Origin of the sequence: Nonomuraea sp. NPDC049269 (assembly GCF_043197155.1) — a bacterium.
Classification (GTDB): domain Bacteria; phylum Actinomycetota; class Actinomycetes; order Streptosporangiales; family Streptosporangiaceae; genus Nonomuraea.
In genome coordinates this window covers 48,028-62,378 of record NZ_JBICSO010000001.1, presented here as the reverse complement: position 1 = coordinate 62,378, position 14,351 = coordinate 48,028, and the positions used below count along the sequence as shown (strand labels likewise).

The 14,351-nt window shown below is 69.7% G+C and carries 14 protein-coding genes; 9 read left to right on the top strand and 5 right to left on the bottom strand.

Features of this window, described 5'->3' with window-relative positions; translation table 11 throughout:
• Position 1 precedes the first annotated feature (1 nt).
• The gene (locus ACGFNP_RS00330; RefSeq protein WP_358333425.1) at positions 2–1,240 is read right to left on the bottom strand and encodes a PEP/pyruvate-binding domain-containing protein; all 1,239 of its coding nucleotides are present in this window, start codon (positions 1,238–1,240) and stop codon (positions 2–4) included.
• A 58-nt stretch (positions 1,241–1,298) separates the two neighbouring features.
• On the opposite strand from ACGFNP_RS00330, the gene ACGFNP_RS00325 reads away from it, so the two are divergent.
• Together ACGFNP_RS00325 and ACGFNP_RS00320 are read left to right on the top strand one after the other, a co-directional pair.
• Positions 1,299–1,730: a DNA-binding protein gene (locus ACGFNP_RS00325; protein WP_393313067.1), complete on the top strand. Its 432-nt coding sequence runs from the start codon at positions 1,299–1,301 to the stop codon at positions 1,728–1,730.
• Positions 1,727–2,362 carry a transcriptional regulator gene (locus tag ACGFNP_RS00320; RefSeq protein WP_393313064.1) on the top strand — a complete coding sequence of 212 codons (636 nt, stop codon included), beginning with the start codon at positions 1,727–1,729 and terminating at the stop codon, positions 2,360–2,362. Before ACGFNP_RS00325 ends, ACGFNP_RS00320 begins: the two co-directional genes overlap by 4 nt.
• A 64-nt stretch (positions 2,363–2,426) precedes the next feature.
• On the opposite strand, the gene ACGFNP_RS00315 is transcribed toward ACGFNP_RS00320, so the two are convergent.
• Positions 2,427–3,233: an ABC transporter permease gene (locus ACGFNP_RS00315; RefSeq protein ID WP_358333434.1), complete on the bottom strand. Its 807-nt coding sequence runs from the start codon at positions 3,231–3,233 to the stop codon at positions 2,427–2,429.
• A complete protein-coding gene (locus ACGFNP_RS00310) occupies positions 3,230–4,174 on the bottom strand; it encodes an ATP-binding cassette domain-containing protein (protein WP_393313061.1) in 945 nt (314 codons plus the stop codon). The genes ACGFNP_RS00315 and ACGFNP_RS00310 overlap by 4 nt, the downstream gene beginning before the upstream one ends.
• A gap of 58 nt (positions 4,175–4,232) precedes the next feature.
• On the opposite strand from ACGFNP_RS00310, the gene ACGFNP_RS00305 reads away from it, so the two are divergent.
• On the top strand, positions 4,233–5,030 hold the full coding sequence (locus tag ACGFNP_RS00305; RefSeq protein ID WP_393313058.1) for a TetR/AcrR family transcriptional regulator: 798 nt from the start codon (positions 4,233–4,235) through the stop codon (positions 5,028–5,030).
• Between the two features lie 20 nt (positions 5,031–5,050).
• On the opposite strand, the gene ACGFNP_RS00300 is transcribed toward ACGFNP_RS00305, so the two are convergent.
• On the bottom strand, positions 5,051–6,010 hold the full coding sequence (locus ACGFNP_RS00300; protein WP_393313055.1) for a hypothetical protein: 960 nt from the start codon (positions 6,008–6,010) through the stop codon (positions 5,051–5,053).
• A 185-nt stretch (positions 6,011–6,195) separates the two neighbouring features.
• On the opposite strand from ACGFNP_RS00300, the gene ACGFNP_RS00295 reads away from it, so the two are divergent.
• From ACGFNP_RS00295 to ACGFNP_RS00270, 6 genes are read left to right on the top strand one after another with little or no spacing between them, the layout of a single operon-like run.
• Complete coding sequence (locus tag ACGFNP_RS00295) at positions 6,196–7,215, top strand: LacI family DNA-binding transcriptional regulator (RefSeq protein WP_393313052.1); 1,020 nt, start codon at positions 6,196–6,198, stop codon at positions 7,213–7,215.
• Between the two features lie 14 nt (positions 7,216–7,229).
• Positions 7,230–8,837 carry an FAD-dependent oxidoreductase gene (locus tag ACGFNP_RS00290; RefSeq protein ID WP_393313049.1) on the top strand — a complete coding sequence of 536 codons (1,608 nt, stop codon included), beginning with the start codon at positions 7,230–7,232 and terminating at the stop codon, positions 8,835–8,837.
• A gap of 32 nt (positions 8,838–8,869) precedes the next feature.
• The gene (locus ACGFNP_RS00285; RefSeq protein WP_393313046.1) at positions 8,870–10,132 is read left to right on the top strand and encodes an ABC transporter substrate-binding protein; all 1,263 of its coding nucleotides are present in this window, start codon (positions 8,870–8,872) and stop codon (positions 10,130–10,132) included.
• A gap of 4 nt (positions 10,133–10,136) precedes the next feature.
• Positions 10,137–11,075 carry a carbohydrate ABC transporter permease gene (locus tag ACGFNP_RS00280; RefSeq protein WP_393313043.1) on the top strand — a complete coding sequence of 313 codons (939 nt, stop codon included), beginning with the start codon at positions 10,137–10,139 and terminating at the stop codon, positions 11,073–11,075.
• The gene (locus ACGFNP_RS00275) at positions 11,065–11,895 is read left to right on the top strand and encodes a carbohydrate ABC transporter permease (protein WP_358333455.1); all 831 of its coding nucleotides are present in this window, start codon (positions 11,065–11,067) and stop codon (positions 11,893–11,895) included. The genes ACGFNP_RS00280 and ACGFNP_RS00275 overlap by 11 nt, the downstream gene beginning before the upstream one ends.
• 2 nt (positions 11,896–11,897) lie before the next feature.
• Entirely contained in the window at positions 11,898–13,790 is a 1,893-nt protein-coding gene (locus tag ACGFNP_RS00270) for a hypothetical protein (RefSeq protein WP_393313039.1), read from the top strand.
• 57 nt (positions 13,791–13,847) lie between these two features.
• On the opposite strand, the gene ACGFNP_RS00265 is transcribed toward ACGFNP_RS00270, so the two are convergent.
• Positions 13,848–14,237, bottom strand: coding sequence for a PPOX class F420-dependent oxidoreductase (locus ACGFNP_RS00265; protein ID WP_358333459.1), 390 nt, complete (start codon positions 14,235–14,237; stop codon positions 13,848–13,850).
• Positions 14,238–14,351: the final 114 nt, after the last annotated feature.

Genomic DNA, 14,351 nt, shown 5'->3' with positions numbered 1-14,351 from the left:
GTCAGGGGCGCGGCGTCCGTGCGGATCCGCTTCCCGGCTCCTTTCGAGCTGCTGGTGGCTTGGTCGCTGTGATGGTGCCGGTGGAGCCGTCGATGGTGATGACGGTGTCGTCGTGGAGCCTGCTCGTCGCGTTCGGGACGCCCAGGACAGCGGGGATGGCGTGCTCGCGGGCGACGATCGCGGCATGGCAGAGCACGCCCCCGGTTTCGGTGACCACGCCGGCGACGATGCGCAGCAGCGGCGTCCAAGCGGGGTCGGTGAAGGGGCAGACGAGGATGTCGCCCGGGTGCACGCGCGCGAAGTCGCCGGGGCCGCGGACGATCCTCGCGGTGCCGGTCACGGTCCCGCGGCTGCCTGGTGTTCCGGTGAGTGCGGCGGCCGGGGTGTCCGAGGTGCTGGAAGGCGGTGGGGGCGCGGCGGTGACCGGTCGTGCCTGCAGAACCCAGGTGCGGCCGTCGGCGATCGACCACTCGATGTCCTGTGGTCCGCCGCGCAGGGCGGCGATCTCCTTGCCCAGCTTGGCGAGCCGTGTGGCGGTCGCGTCGTCGATCGTCGGCCGGTCCCGGGCCTGAGCGGGCACGTCGCTCACGACGAGCCGTGTGCCGCGCCGGTCAAGGCGGGTCCGCTTGTCCGCGACAGTGCGGGTGACCGACCCGTCCCCCGCGACGCGGTAGGCGTCAGGGGTGACCGTGCCCCCGACGATGCTGGGGCCGAGGCCCCAGGACGCCTCGATCTCGGTCGTGTCGTCCGGGTCCGCGGGGGTGAACATGACCCCGGACACCTCGGCATCCAGATGGCGTTGGACGAGGACGGCCATCACAGGACCGTCGGAAGCCTGGTCCTGCCGGTAGTCCATGGCACGTGGAGAGAACAGTGAGGCCCAGCAGGCACGTACGGCATCGGCGACCTCGCCGACTCCGTGCACAGCGAGAAAGCTCTCGTACTGACCGGCCGCCGATGCCTGACCGGTGTCCTCATCCGCGGCCGATGATCTGACCGCCACGGGCGGATCGCCGAGCTCGTCGAGCGCGCGTCCCAGCGCTTCGATCACGACCGGGCTGGCCTCGATCGTCTGCCGCACCGAGTCAAGATCGTCCAGGTCCCGGAGGGCGGCGAGGTAGGTAGCGAACGGGACGACGAAGCCGTCAGGAACCGGCAGACCCGCGCGCAGCAACGCGCCCAGCGCGCCCGCCTTGCCCCCGCAGGTATCGGAGGCGGCCTCCATGAGGGGTACGATCATCCGCCCGCCTTTCAACAGAATGTTGACAACATTTCGTTGAGTGTGCACCATGAGGTGCATGCCACGCAAGCAGGACTTCGATCACACCGAGCACGGTGAACACGTCCCGGCAAAGCCGGACGTCGCTCACGCCGAACACGTCCAGGCCCACCGCGAGCGGGACGCGTCTGAGCGCCTTCTGAGCCTGGGTGCGGCCGCGCTCGACGCCCGCCCGTGGCGCCCCGCGCCCGCCCCGCCGACTGCGGTCGACCTCCTGCAGTTCGCCGTCTGGCGCTGCGCCGACCTGGACCCGGAGGACATCCTGAGCGCGCTCGCCCTCCTGCCTGCTGCCCGCGCCGAGGTCGAAGGACTCGAATCGGGCCTGCTGTTCATGGCCCGGAGTGCCGGACTGACCTGGGCGCAGATGGCGCAGGTGATGGGGTTCAACTCGCCGCAGGCGTGCCAGCAGTGGTACACCCGCCTGAGCGCTCGGCAGGAGGCCGGCTCGTGACGCGGGATTCAGCGCCTGACCTCCTGGTCCTGCACGCCGTGCGCATCACCGGGTTCGCGGACACCCCGGTGATCGCCCATCGCTACGGTCTCGACGCGGCCGAGACGAAAGAGCTGCTGCACGACGCCGAGGCATACGGGTGGGTCGAGCACAGCGCCTTCGCCGGCGCCGGAGGCTGGTCGTTGACCGAACGGGGCCGAGCCGAGAACGAGCGCCGGCTGGCGGCCGAACTCGCCCGCGTCGGCGGTGCCGACGAGGTCCGTGACGTCTACCGCGCGTTCCTCCCGCTGAACGCCCTCCTGCAACGAGCCTGTACCGACTGGCAACTCCGGCCCACCGCCGGCGATCGGCTCGCCGTCAACGACCACTCCGATCCCACCTGGGACGCCGGAGTCCTCCTGGAGCTCGCCGGCATCGATCGCGAGCTCACACCACTCGCGGACCGGCTCGGAAACGTCCTCGCCCGGTTCTGCGGCTACGACACACGCTTCACCACGGCCCTGGCGCGCGCCCGAGCCGGGGAGGGCGCCTGGGTCGACCGCACCGACGTCGACTCCTGCCATCGTGTCTGGTTCGAGCTCCACGAAGACCTCATCGCCACGCTCGGCCTCGACCGGCACACGGAACCCTGACCTGACCGCTGCTGGCACGGGGCCTCAACGCCGCGCGTGGCTCGCGACCCGCCGGGCCGGGCCGTCACCGTCCCCTGCGCACGTAGGCACGCAGCGACAGCGGGACGAACACCACCAGCAGCGCCGCCGACCAGAGCAGGACGGTGGCCACCGGATGCGCGAGCGGCCAGACCACGTCTCCGGACGGGGCGCCCGGGTTGCCGAACAGCTCCCGTGAGGCGGCGGTGAGCGCGCTGACCGGGTTCCAGTCGGCCAGGAAGCGCAGCCAGCCCGGCATGCCGTCGGTCGGGACGAACGCGTTCGACAGCATGGTGAACGGCAGGAACAGCGGCACCATCGCGTCGGCGACCTGGTCGTTCTTCACCGCCAGGCCCACATGGACGCCCACCCAGCTCAGTGCGTACCGCACCACGATCATCAGCAGGAACGCCTGGGCCGTGGGGATCAGGCCGCGGTGCGGCTGCCAGCCCACCAGCAGGCCCGCGCCCACCATGATGGCCAGCATCAGCAGGCCGATCAGCAGGTCGGCGCCGGTCTGCCCGAACGGCACCGCCAAGCGCGCCATCGGCATGGAGCGGAACCGGTCCATCACACCGCGGGAGGCGTCGCTGGCCATCCGCGTCATGACCCCCATCACCGAGGAGAAGGTCACCATCGCGAACAGACCGGGCATGAGGTACTCGCGGTAGTCGCCGCCGTCCGGCACCTGGATCGCGCTGCCGAAGACGTATCCGAACAGCACCACCATGATGGCCGGGAAGATCAGCGCGCCGATGAGTTCGCCGGGTTCCTGGCGCAGCCGTCCCAGTTCGCGGCCGATCAGGGTCAGTCCGTCGGCGAACGTCCAGCGCAGGCGGGTGTACGCGGTCATCGGACGCTCTCCTTGCGGTCGGTGAGGCGCAGGAACACCTCGTCAAGGGTGGGGCGGCGCAGCCTCACGTCGGCGGCGGCGACCCCGGCGCGGTCGAGTTCGCGCACGATGCCGGCGAGCCGGAAGCTGCCGCTGGGCAGGGCGACGCTGAGCTGGTCGGCGCCGGTCATCGTGGGTTCGGTCCCGGCCAGGGCGTTCAGCGCGGTCGCTGCCGCCGGCAGTGAGGCGGGGTCTTCGAGTTCGACGTCGAGGCGGTCGCCGATGGTGGCCTTCAGCTCGTCGGGAGTCCCGGTGGCGATCACCTGACCGTGGTCGATGACGGCGATGTCGTCGGCCAGCTGATCGGCCTCGTCCAGATACTGCGTGGTGAGCAGCACCGTGGTGCCGTCCGCCACCAGTTCGCGGACGCTGTCCCAGATCTCGCCGCGGCTGCGCGGGTCCAGGCCGGTGGTCGGCTCGTCCAGGAAGAGCACCTCGGGGCGCAGGATGAGGCTGGAGATCAGGTCGAGGCGGCGCCGCATGCCGCCGGAGTAGCCGGTGACCTGCCGATCGGCGGCGTCCATCAGGCCGAAGCGTTCGAGCAGTTCGTCGGCCCGCCGGTGCGCCTCGCGCCGGGACAGGTGGTAGAGGCGCCCGAACATGCGCAGGTTGCCGCGGCCGGTGAGCTTCTCGTCCACGGCGGCGTACTGGCCCGCGAGCCCGATCCTTGCCCGCACCTGGCCGGCCTCGCGAACGACGTCGTAGCCGGCGATGCGGGCGTGCCCGGCATCGGGATCGGACAAGGTCGCCAGGATGCGCACCGCGGTCGTCTTGCCCGCGCCGTTCGGCCCGAGCACGCCGCAGACCGCTCCTTTCGGCACGCTCAGGTCCAGTCCTCGCAACGCATGGGTTTCGCCGAAGGACTTGTGCAGCCCCTCGGCGATCACGATCGGATCAGCCATGTTCCCTCCACTGGGTACGTTGTACGCGGTTGCGGGTCAGGTTAGGTTACTGGGTACCATGTACGCAACTGGGGAGGAGGAGACGGTGGCCGACGCCGAGTACGTGAACATCTGGATGCGACCCGAACGCCCGGCCCGCGGGCCGAAGCCGGTCTACAGCCGCGCGCAGATCACCGAGGCGGCGATCCGGATCGCCGACGCCGAGGGGTTGGAGGCCGCCACCATGCGGCGGATCGCCGCCGAGATCGGCGCGGGCGCGATGTCCCTCTACCGGTACGTCCCGAGCCGCGACAACCTCATCGAGCTCATGGCCGACCGGCTGCAGGGCGAGATCGACGTCACGGGCATGCCCTCGGGCGACTGGCGCGCCGACCTGACCCGCTACGCCGACGAGTGGCGGGCCATGTGGCTGAGGCATCCGTGGATCGGCGCCGTGCAGCGGTCACTCCCCAGCTTCGGCCCCAACCAGCTGCTCTTGATCGAACGGCTGATGGGAGTCCTCGACGCCTTCGTCTCCATCGACGAGAACCTCGGCCTCATGGCCATGCTGAACGGCTACATCGAGGGCACCGTCCGCGAGGAGATCAACTCGGCCGAGGAAGTCCGCCGCAGCGGGCTCAGCGAGTCGGAGTGGATGGCGCGGAGCTACTCGTACGTCGACCGGCTGGTGAAGAGCGGGGAGTATCCGATCTTCACCAAGATCGTGATGGAGGCGCGCCAGCCGCACCTGAGCCGCGACGACCAGTTCCGGCACGGGCTCCAGCGCGTCCTCGACTGCATCGCCGCGGCCCTCCCGTCAACGGCCGAGCCCCCGGTGACGGCGCACCGAGGGCGGCAGGAAGACCACGCCGGTTAGCACCGGCTCATCAACGGCTGTCAGACCGCCCGGGCGATGCAGATGCGGGCGTTCAGTCGCGGACCCGCCTCGTAGAACATGTACGACACACCGTCCTGGGTGCCGAACGACGGCGCCGCCACCCTGCCGTTGTCCGAGGGAATCGGGGAGTGGAAGACGCCGAGGTGCGTCTCCTTGTCGAACGCGTTGCCGACCTCGGTGATCCGCATCCTGCCGTCGTTGCCGTGATAGGCCGCGTAGGTGGTTCCGTTGCGTTTGACGAGGGTGGCGCCGGAGATGTCGGTCACGCCGTCGGGTTCGGGGTTCACCAGCGGGGTCGCGCTGAACTGCCAGCCGTCCCAGCCGTTAGGCGACCAGCCGTAGAAGATGCGACGGCCGTTGCGCACCCCCATGAAGGTCATCACGTACTTGTTGTTCCGGCCGGGCAGCGCATGCTCGAAGACCCGCGCGTAGGACGTCTCGGAGGTGCCGGGCACCAGGCGGGTGCTCAGGATCGGGGTCTCGTCGGTGAAGGTGACGCCGTCGGTGGAGCGGGCCACGCGCGTGGTGTAGTTCTCGCCGTGGAAGTAGCAGAAGAACTGCCGGGTGGCGGCGTCCCAGGTCACGTGGGGTGAGGACACGTGCGAGACCGTGGTGGTCGGCAGGTGGTTGTCGATGATCGGGTTGCCCGAGTAGTCGTCGAAGGGGCCTGCCAGGGAGTCGGCGAAGGCCACGCAGATGCCGCCCGGGTCCTCGTGCGGGGCGTAATAGAGGTAGTAGCGCGATCGGGGGTTGCTGAGCTTGTCGTACACCCCTCTGATGCAGGGGAAGATGAACTCCCCCGTCGGGTTGTGGCTGAGCGGCAGGGACAAGGCGTCGCGCAGGTACCGGTAGGTCGGCATCCCGGCCGGGCCCGCCGCCGCGTTCGCGGCCGGTCCGAGACCCAGGCCCGCGGCCACGCCCGCCGCCGCGCCCAGTAACACAGTCCGCCGTCGGATCATTTGGACTCCTTCACGCTGCGTCGCGGTGCGGACTCACACGCTCTCCCCCAGCGGAATGCCGCGTCAAGATGCTAATACGAATTAACGTGGGAAAATTCGCTCTTGACAGCACGCATCTCCGCGCGAAAGATAGGGCCCCACCAAGCTGCTAATGCGCATTGCCGACTCATGGGAGAACACAGACGGTGACTGGTCCGGGCCGACGTCTCACGCAGCAGGACATCGCCAAGATGGCTGGCGTGAGCCAGACGACGGTGTCCCTCGTGCTCAACAAGCGCGGCGACGCCGAGGTGCGGATCGCCCCCGAGACCCGCGAAAGGGTCCTGCGGGTGATCAAGGAGACCGGCTACGTGGCCGATCCCGCCGCGCGACGGCTCGCCGACGGCCGCAACCGCATCCTCGGCGTGTTCACCTACGAGGCGGTCTTCCCCACCGAGAGCGCCGACTTCTACCATCCGTTCCTGACCGGCATCGAGGAGTGCGCCGAGGAGATCGGCTGCGACCTGCTGCTGTTCACCAGCGCCAGGGCGGTTTCGGGGGCGCGACGGCAGATCTTCAACGAGGAGAGCCGCGTGCGGCTGGCCGACGGCTGCCTGCTGCTCGGCCGTACGGTCGACCGTGACGACCTGGCCCGGCTGCTGGCGGAAGGGATCCCGTTCGTCTCCGTAGGCCGCCGCGACGACGCGGGCGGGCCGGTGCCGTACGTGGGGGCCGACTACCCATCGGCGGTCCGGGCACTGGTCGAGCGGGCGGTGGCCCTCGGCCATCGGCGTCTGGCCTATGTCGGGGCGGGCACGGGCGGCGAGTCCAGGGCCGACCGACTGCGCGGGTTCCACGAGGGTGTGGTGGCCGGCGGCGTCGACGGCCGCCACCTCCCGCCCGAGGCACCCCTGGAGGACCTGGTCGCGGCCGGGGTGACGGCGGTCTTCGTCGAGGAGCACGCCGACTGCGTCGCGCTCGCCAGAGCGGCCGGGGAGCGTGGCATGGAGATTCCCCGCGACCTGTCCATCCTCACCCTGGGCGCGTTCACCCGGCCCGTCCATGCCGACACCGACTTCGCGGGATTCCGCATCCCCAGGCGTGAGATGGGCCACCGAGCCGTACAACTGCTGGCCGGAGTGCTGGAGACCGGCGGGAGCCCGCAGGAACTGCTCCCCTGCGAGCTGATCGCCGGCAGCACGCTGGCTCCGGCATCCGGAAAGTGACAGGAGATCCCTACGTGGTTGAGATATCAGCAGACGCGGTCATCGTCGGCGGCGGGTTGGGCGGCGTCGCCGCCGCGCTGGCCCTGCTGCGGGCCGGCCGCACGGTGGTCCTCACGGAGGAACACGACTGGCTCGGCGGCCAGCTCACCAGCCAGGCCGTCCCGCCCGACGAGCACTCCTGGGTGGAGCGGTTCGGCGTCACGGCGAGCTACCGGACCCTGCGCGAAGGCATCCGGCGCTACTACCGCGACCACTACCCGCTCACCGAACGGGCGCGGGCGCAGCGGGAGTTCAACCCGGGAGCCGGTCATGTGAGCCGCCTGTGCCACGAGCCCAGGGTCGCGGTCGCGGTGATCGAGGCGATGCTCGCCCCCTATCGGGGCTCGGGCCGGTTACGAGTGCTGCAGCCGTACCGGCCGGTGGGCGCGGAGGTGGATGGCGACCGCGTCACGTCGGTACGGCTGGCACACCGCGACAATGACGCCGAGCAGATCGTGCTGGTCGCGCCGTACGTGCTGGACGCGACCGAGACCGGCGAACTGCTGCCCCTGACCGGCACCGAGTACGTCACCGGATTCGAGGCACAATCGGAGACAGGCGAGCCGAGCGCGCCCGCCGAGGCGCAACCGCTGAACATGCAGGCCGTCTCCTTCTGCTTCGCGGTCGACCACGTCGACGGTGACCACACGATCGATCGGCCCGCCTCCTACGACTTCTGGCGAACATACGAGCCGCCCTTCTGGGGCGACAAGCTGCTGTCGTGGCGGTGCCCGAACCCGCGCACCCTCGCGATCATGGAACGTTCCTTCACCCCCAATCCCGACGACGACCCCCAGCTCGTCGAGGCCGACCAGCGCGTCAACCCGGGCGACGCCAACCTGTGGACCTTTCGCAGGATCGCCGCGCGCCGCAACTTCACGCCGGGCGCCTACGCCAGTGACATCACCCTCGTCAACTGGCCGATGATCGACTACCTGGAGGGGCCGGTCATCGACGTGCCGGACGCCGACCGGCACCTGGCGGCCGCCCGTGAGCTGTCCCTGTCGGTGATGTACTGGCTGCAGACCGAGGCCCCCCGCCACGACGGCGGCACCGGATACCGGGGCCTGCGGCTGCGCGGCGACGTCACCGGCAGCGCCGACGGGCTCGCCCAGGCCGCCTACATCCGCGAGTCCCGGCGCATCCGGGCCCTGACCACCGTCACCGAACAGGACCTGTCCGTGGCGATACGCGGCGACAAGGGCGCCGTCTCCTATCACGACTCCGTGGGCGTGGGCATGTACCGCATCGACCTGCACCCGTCGACCGGCGGCGACAACTACATCGACGTCGCCTGCTCCCCGTTCGAGATCCCCCTCGGGGCGCTGGTCCCGCAGCGGATGACCAACCTGCTGCCCGCCGGCAAGAACATCGGCACCACCCACATCACCAACGGCGCCTACCGCCTGCATCCGGTGGAGTGGAACGTCGGCGAGGCGGCCGGCGCGCTCGCCGCCTTCTGCCTGGACCAGGCCACCACGCCGCACGCCGTGCGCGCGGACGACCGGCTCCTGGCCGACTTCCAGCAGCGGCTCGTCCGCGACGGCGTGGAGCCGCGCTGGCCCGACGTCACCGGCTACTGACGCCGTCATCAACGCCAGAAGGAGAAACCCCCATGAAAGCTCCCGGGAAGCTGGCGGCCCTTTCGCTGACCGCCCTCCTCGTGGCCACCGCCTGCGGCAACGGCGGCACCGCGCCGGCCGCGCAGGGCCCGCAGCCGCTGCGCATGTCGATCTGGACCTCCAACGAGGCCCACCTGAAGCTGTTCAACGACATCGCCGCCGAGTACCGCAAGTCCCACCCGCAAGTCGGCAAGATCACCTTTGATCCCATCCCGTTCGAGAACTACACGACCACGCTGACCACGCAGATCGCCGGCGGCAATCCCCCCGACATGGCGTGGATCCTGGAGAACTCCGCCCCGGACTTCGTCGGCTCCGGCGCCCTCGTCCCGCTCAAGAGCAAGATCGAGAACGTGGGCGAGCTGGTCCCGGCCGCCACCCGGTTGTGGGAGCGTGAGGGAGAGCTGTACGCCTACCCGTTCTCCACCTCGCCCTTCGGCGTCTTCGTCAACACCGACCTGGTCAAGGCCGCGGGCCAGAAGCCGCCGCGCGAGCTGATGAAGGCCGGCCAGTGGGACTGGGAGCACGCCAACCAGATCAACAAGGCCATCGCGGCGAAGGGCAAGAACGGCCTGACCATCCTCAACTTCGACTACAAGGCCTGGGACAACCTCGCCACCATCTGGCAGGGCTGGGGCGCCAAGGCGTGGAGCGACGACGGCGGCACCTGCCAGTTCAACGCGCCCGAGATGGTCGAGGCCATGACGTTCGTGCACAAGGCGATCTTCACCGACAAGTCCATGCCGGGGCCGGGCACCGCCGTCGACTTCTTCTCCGGTGACACCGCGATGGCCGTCGCCCAGATCTCCCGCGCCGCCATGCTGAAGGACGCGACGTTCAAGTGGGACCTGGTCCCGCTGCCCGCCGGGCCGAAGGGCAAGTACGCGGTCATCGGCCAGGCCGGGATCGGCGTGCTGAAGAAGTCGCCGCGGGCTCAGCAGGCCACCGACTTCCTCGCCTACTTCGCCAATGCCGCCAACGCCGCCAAGCTCGCCGCGTACTTCCCACCCGCGCGCAGTTCGCTGCTGACCGCCGACACCATGGCCAAGACCAGCCCCATGCTGAGCGGCGACCAGCTCCAGGAGGTGGTGATCGACGGCATCCAGAAGGGCGTGGTCAAGCCCAGCCACACCGGTCAGGCCGAGCTCGCGCAGACCGCCAGGGCCGCCCTCGACCCGCTGTGGAAGCCGGACGCCGACGTCAAGGCGGTGCTGGACGGCGTGTGCGCGAAGATCCAACCGCTGCTGGGCGGATGACGTGGTGGCTTCGGACCTCGGCGAACGGGTGGCGGCGCGTGCCGCCACCCGGCGCCGCCCCTTCTGGACCATCCCCCGGCGCGACGCACTGGTCGGCTATCTGCTGATCTCGCCGCAACTCGTGGGCAGCGTGCTGTTCGTCCTGGTGCCGCTCGGCCTGGTCGTCTACTACAGCCTCCAGGAGTGGAACGTGCTGGCGGGCACGTTCGAGTACATCGGCGGCGAGAACTACGCCAAGCTGCTCGCCGACCCGAAAATGGGTCAGGTGCTGACCAGCACCGTGCTCTTCTCGGTCGGTCTGGTCGTGCTCAACCTCACCCTCGCCCTCGCTCTGGCCATCCTGCTCAACCAGCGGTTGCGCGGCACCACGTTCTTCCGCACGCTGTTCTTCTCGCCGGTGCTGGTGTCGCTGGTCGCCTGGACGATCGTCTGGCAGTTCCTGCTCCAGCAGGACGGCGGCGTCAACGGCGTGCTCGGCGTGGCGGGCGTCGAGGGACCCAACTGGCTGCGCGGCGAGAGCACCGCCCTGCTGTCGGTCGTCGTCGTCCAGGTCGTCAAGAACGTGGGGCTGAACATGGTCCTGTTCCTGGCGGCGCTCCAGGGCGTGCCGCGCCAGTTGTACGAGGCCGCGGAGCTCGACGGCGCCGGCGCCTGGACCCGCTTCCGCCGCATCACGGTGCCGCTGATCAGCCCGACGATCCTGCTCACCTCGATCATCACCGTGGTCGGGTCGCTGCAGGTGTTCGCCCAGATCGCCGTGCTCACCCAGGGCGGGCCCGGCATGTCCACCACGGTTCTCGTCTACTACCTGTACCAGCAGGCCTTCCAGTTCCGGCACCTCGGCTACGGCGCCACCCTGTCGGTCCTGCTGTTCCTGATCGTCGCGGCGCTGACACTGCTGCAGTGGCGGCTGCGCCGGAAGTGGGTCTTCCATGAGTCGTAGGGTCAAGCTCGCGCTGTACGCGCTGCTGTGCGTGTTGTGCGTGCCGTTCGTGTTCCCGACCTGGTGGATGGTCACCTCGTCGGTGAAGCCGATCAGCGACATCTTCGCCTTCCCGCCCGCGCTGGTGCCCTCCCGGTTCGACTTCTCCACCTACGGCCGGGTCTTCGAGCTGCAGCCGTTCGGGCAGCAGTACCTCAACAGCCTCTACATCGCGGCGGTGGTGACCGTCGGCACGATGGCGGTGGCCGCGATGGCCGGCTACGCCTTCGCCCGCATCCGCTTCCCCGGCCAGAACGTGCTCTTCCTGGTCGTGCTCGTCGGCCTGCTGATCCCCAGCGAGGTGACGATCGTCCCGCTGTTCCAGATGTTCCACACGGCGGGGCTGACCGACACGCACTGGCCGCTGATCCTGGTGCCGATCCTGGGCGCGCCCAGCGTGCTGGCGACCTTCATCATGCGGCAGTTCTTCATCACGCTGCCCGGCGAGCTGGAGGAGGCCGCCAGGGTCGACGGGCTCGGCCGCTTCGGCACCTTCTACCGGGTGGCACTGCCGCTGGCCAGGCCCGCGCTCGGCGCCGTCGCCATCTTCACGTTCCTGCACTCGTGGAACCTCTACCTCGAACCCATCGTCTTCCTGTCCACTCCGTCGAAGTTCACCCTCCCGCAGGCGCTCACCCAGTTCGTCGACGCCTACGGCTCGCCCCTGTGGAACGTGCAGCTCTCCGCCGCCACGATGACCGCCCTGCCCATCCTGGTCGTCTTCGTACTGGCCCAGCGGCAGTTCATCGAGGGGCTCGCGCACACCGGTCTGAAAGGCTGACCATGCTCTCTCGCCGAACGCTCTCTCGCCGAACCCTCTCTCGCCGCACCCTCCTCCGCGCCGCCGCCCTGCTCCCGGCAGTCCCCATGCTCGCGCCCGGCACCGCCTTCGCCGCCGTCCCCGACCTGCCGCCGCCGCCCGGTCTGGACCGCAGGTTGTTCGCCCCCCACGAGCAGCGGTTCGCGCCGTACCTGGCCACCCTCGCGCCCATGGTCAACGACATGGACGACACCGGCTTCTTCGCCGGCGGCTGGTGGCGCTCGCCGGCCGCGCCGTACAACGCCCGCGTGCAGGAGCACGTCTTCACGCTGGCCTGGTTCTACGCCAACGCCCGCCCGTGGAACCCGTACGCCGGGGACGCGAACCTGCTGGCCGCCCTCGACGCGGCGCTCGGCCACTACCTGTCGCTCCAGCACGCCGACGGGTCCTTCCCCGAGTACAGCCGCAATGAGCACGGCCTGGCCCCCACCGGATTCGGCCTCGGCTACCTCGCCAAGACCCTGCGGATCCTGCGCGCGGCCGGGGCGCTGCCCACCCGGCAGTCCCAGATCACCGCGGCATTACGGACGACGATGACGTGGTTCCTCGACCCCGCCAACCGCACCGTCTGGCAGGAGCCGCTCAACTACGCCAACCAGACCAGCTCCGGCCTTGCCGGGGCCACGCACGCGCTCAAGCTCGACCCCGACCCCGCGCTCGCCACGAGCCTGCGCGAGGCGTTCGCCAGGATCGCCGCGACCGGCGTGAGCTCCGCGGGCTTCTTCCACGAGGAGGGCGGCCACGACATGAACTACAACTTCGAGGTCATGCTGCCCGAGCTGGCCGACGCCTACCTCCACAGCCAGGACCCGCACCTGGTGGACATGGCCCGCAGATTCACCGGCTTCCTGTCCTACAACCTGCTGCGCGAGCCCGACGGCGCCGGGTACATGGTCAACGTCGCGCCGTCCACCCGTACCAGCGCGCGCTGGTACGACGAGGTCCGGCCCGACCCCGACCGGACCGCGCTCAACTGGACGTTCACCCGTCAGGTGCCGCTGCTGTCGGCGTTCATGACCGCCCGCGAGGACCTGGCCGACGCCCGCACCTCCTGGGCCGCGTCCACCGAACCGGTGACACCGCTCGCCAAGCAGGACACCTCACCGCGCATCCTCACCCACGGCCTGTACGGCGAGGGCTTCCCCACCCGGCGGCAGCGGACCGCCGCCATCGCGGACCTGCCCTACCTGCGCTCGCAGGACTTCGTCGAACTGCGCAGGGACAGGGGCCAGGACTTCCTGTACGTCCGCAAGCCCGGCCTGTACCTGGGCGGCTACTTCGGCGACCGCGCCTCCCGCGCCCGCACCGGCCTGACCTTCCTGTGGCATCCCGAGGCCGGCACGATCATCTGCGGGCTCAACGACAACAACTACGCCTGCTGGTCCACCGTCTTCCCCGGTCAGGTGCCCGACTCCAACGGCGACCTCCCGGCCGCCTACTTCCGCGGCGCCCCCGGTGGCAGCGAGTGGACCGGCGGCCGGGTCCCCGGCGCCTTCGGCATCCGGTACGGCAACGCGAACGTCACCACGGACATCCTGGTCACTCGCCAGACGATCCGGCGTACGGTCACGGCCAACGCCGCGGCCACCGAGCAGATCCCTCTCATCCTCCAGCCCGAGGACGTCCTCACCTTCACCGACGGCACGCGAGCCACGTTCGGCGGCTCGACCACCGCCACCGCCGACGGCTTCGATGTGCGCCGGGGCCGCACCACGATCCGCTTCCGCTGGGACACCCCCCTGCAGGCGACCATCGCGGCCGGCAGCGTGCGCTACTTCCGCGACGGCGCCCGCCGCTTCCACGCCCTCCGCATCCCTCACCAGGGCGCATTCGGCCTCACGATCATCATGGGCTGACGCGTCCCGGTTTGTGGCCCCTTACGAGACGAAGCTCTCGTAAGGGGCCACGCGTTTTCATACCTTGCGGCTCGTCCTGGGTCCGTCCAACCCCCAAGTAATGATCCGACTGGGAGTGATCGTGATGATCTGCCGGGACAAGCCAGGCACCGGCGGCTCGTGGTCCGTCAGCGCCACCGCCGAACCCCGGATCTCGATGCCGCGCGGCGTCCACGGATCGACCGCCGCCAGGTCGTCCACGACGAACGCGACCGTGCTGCCCTGCTGGACGTTCCGGAACTTCTTCGTCCCGCCCAGCGCGCCTCCGCCGATCACGATCGTGCCGGTGTCGGCATCGAGGAAGAAATTGGTCGGGTTGTTCTGCACCTGCCCGTCGGGCGACACGGTGGCCAGCCGCCCGATGGGCTGCGTGGTCAGATAGTCGAGTTCGGCTTGGGTGAAGATCATTATGTGTGAGCCTTTCAGTGAGCCAGATCACGGTTGAGGTTGACCTTAGGTCAGGGTGGAAGCTCCTCGCAGCGGCGCGACGCCGACCGGACATAAAAGATTTGAAGGAGCAAA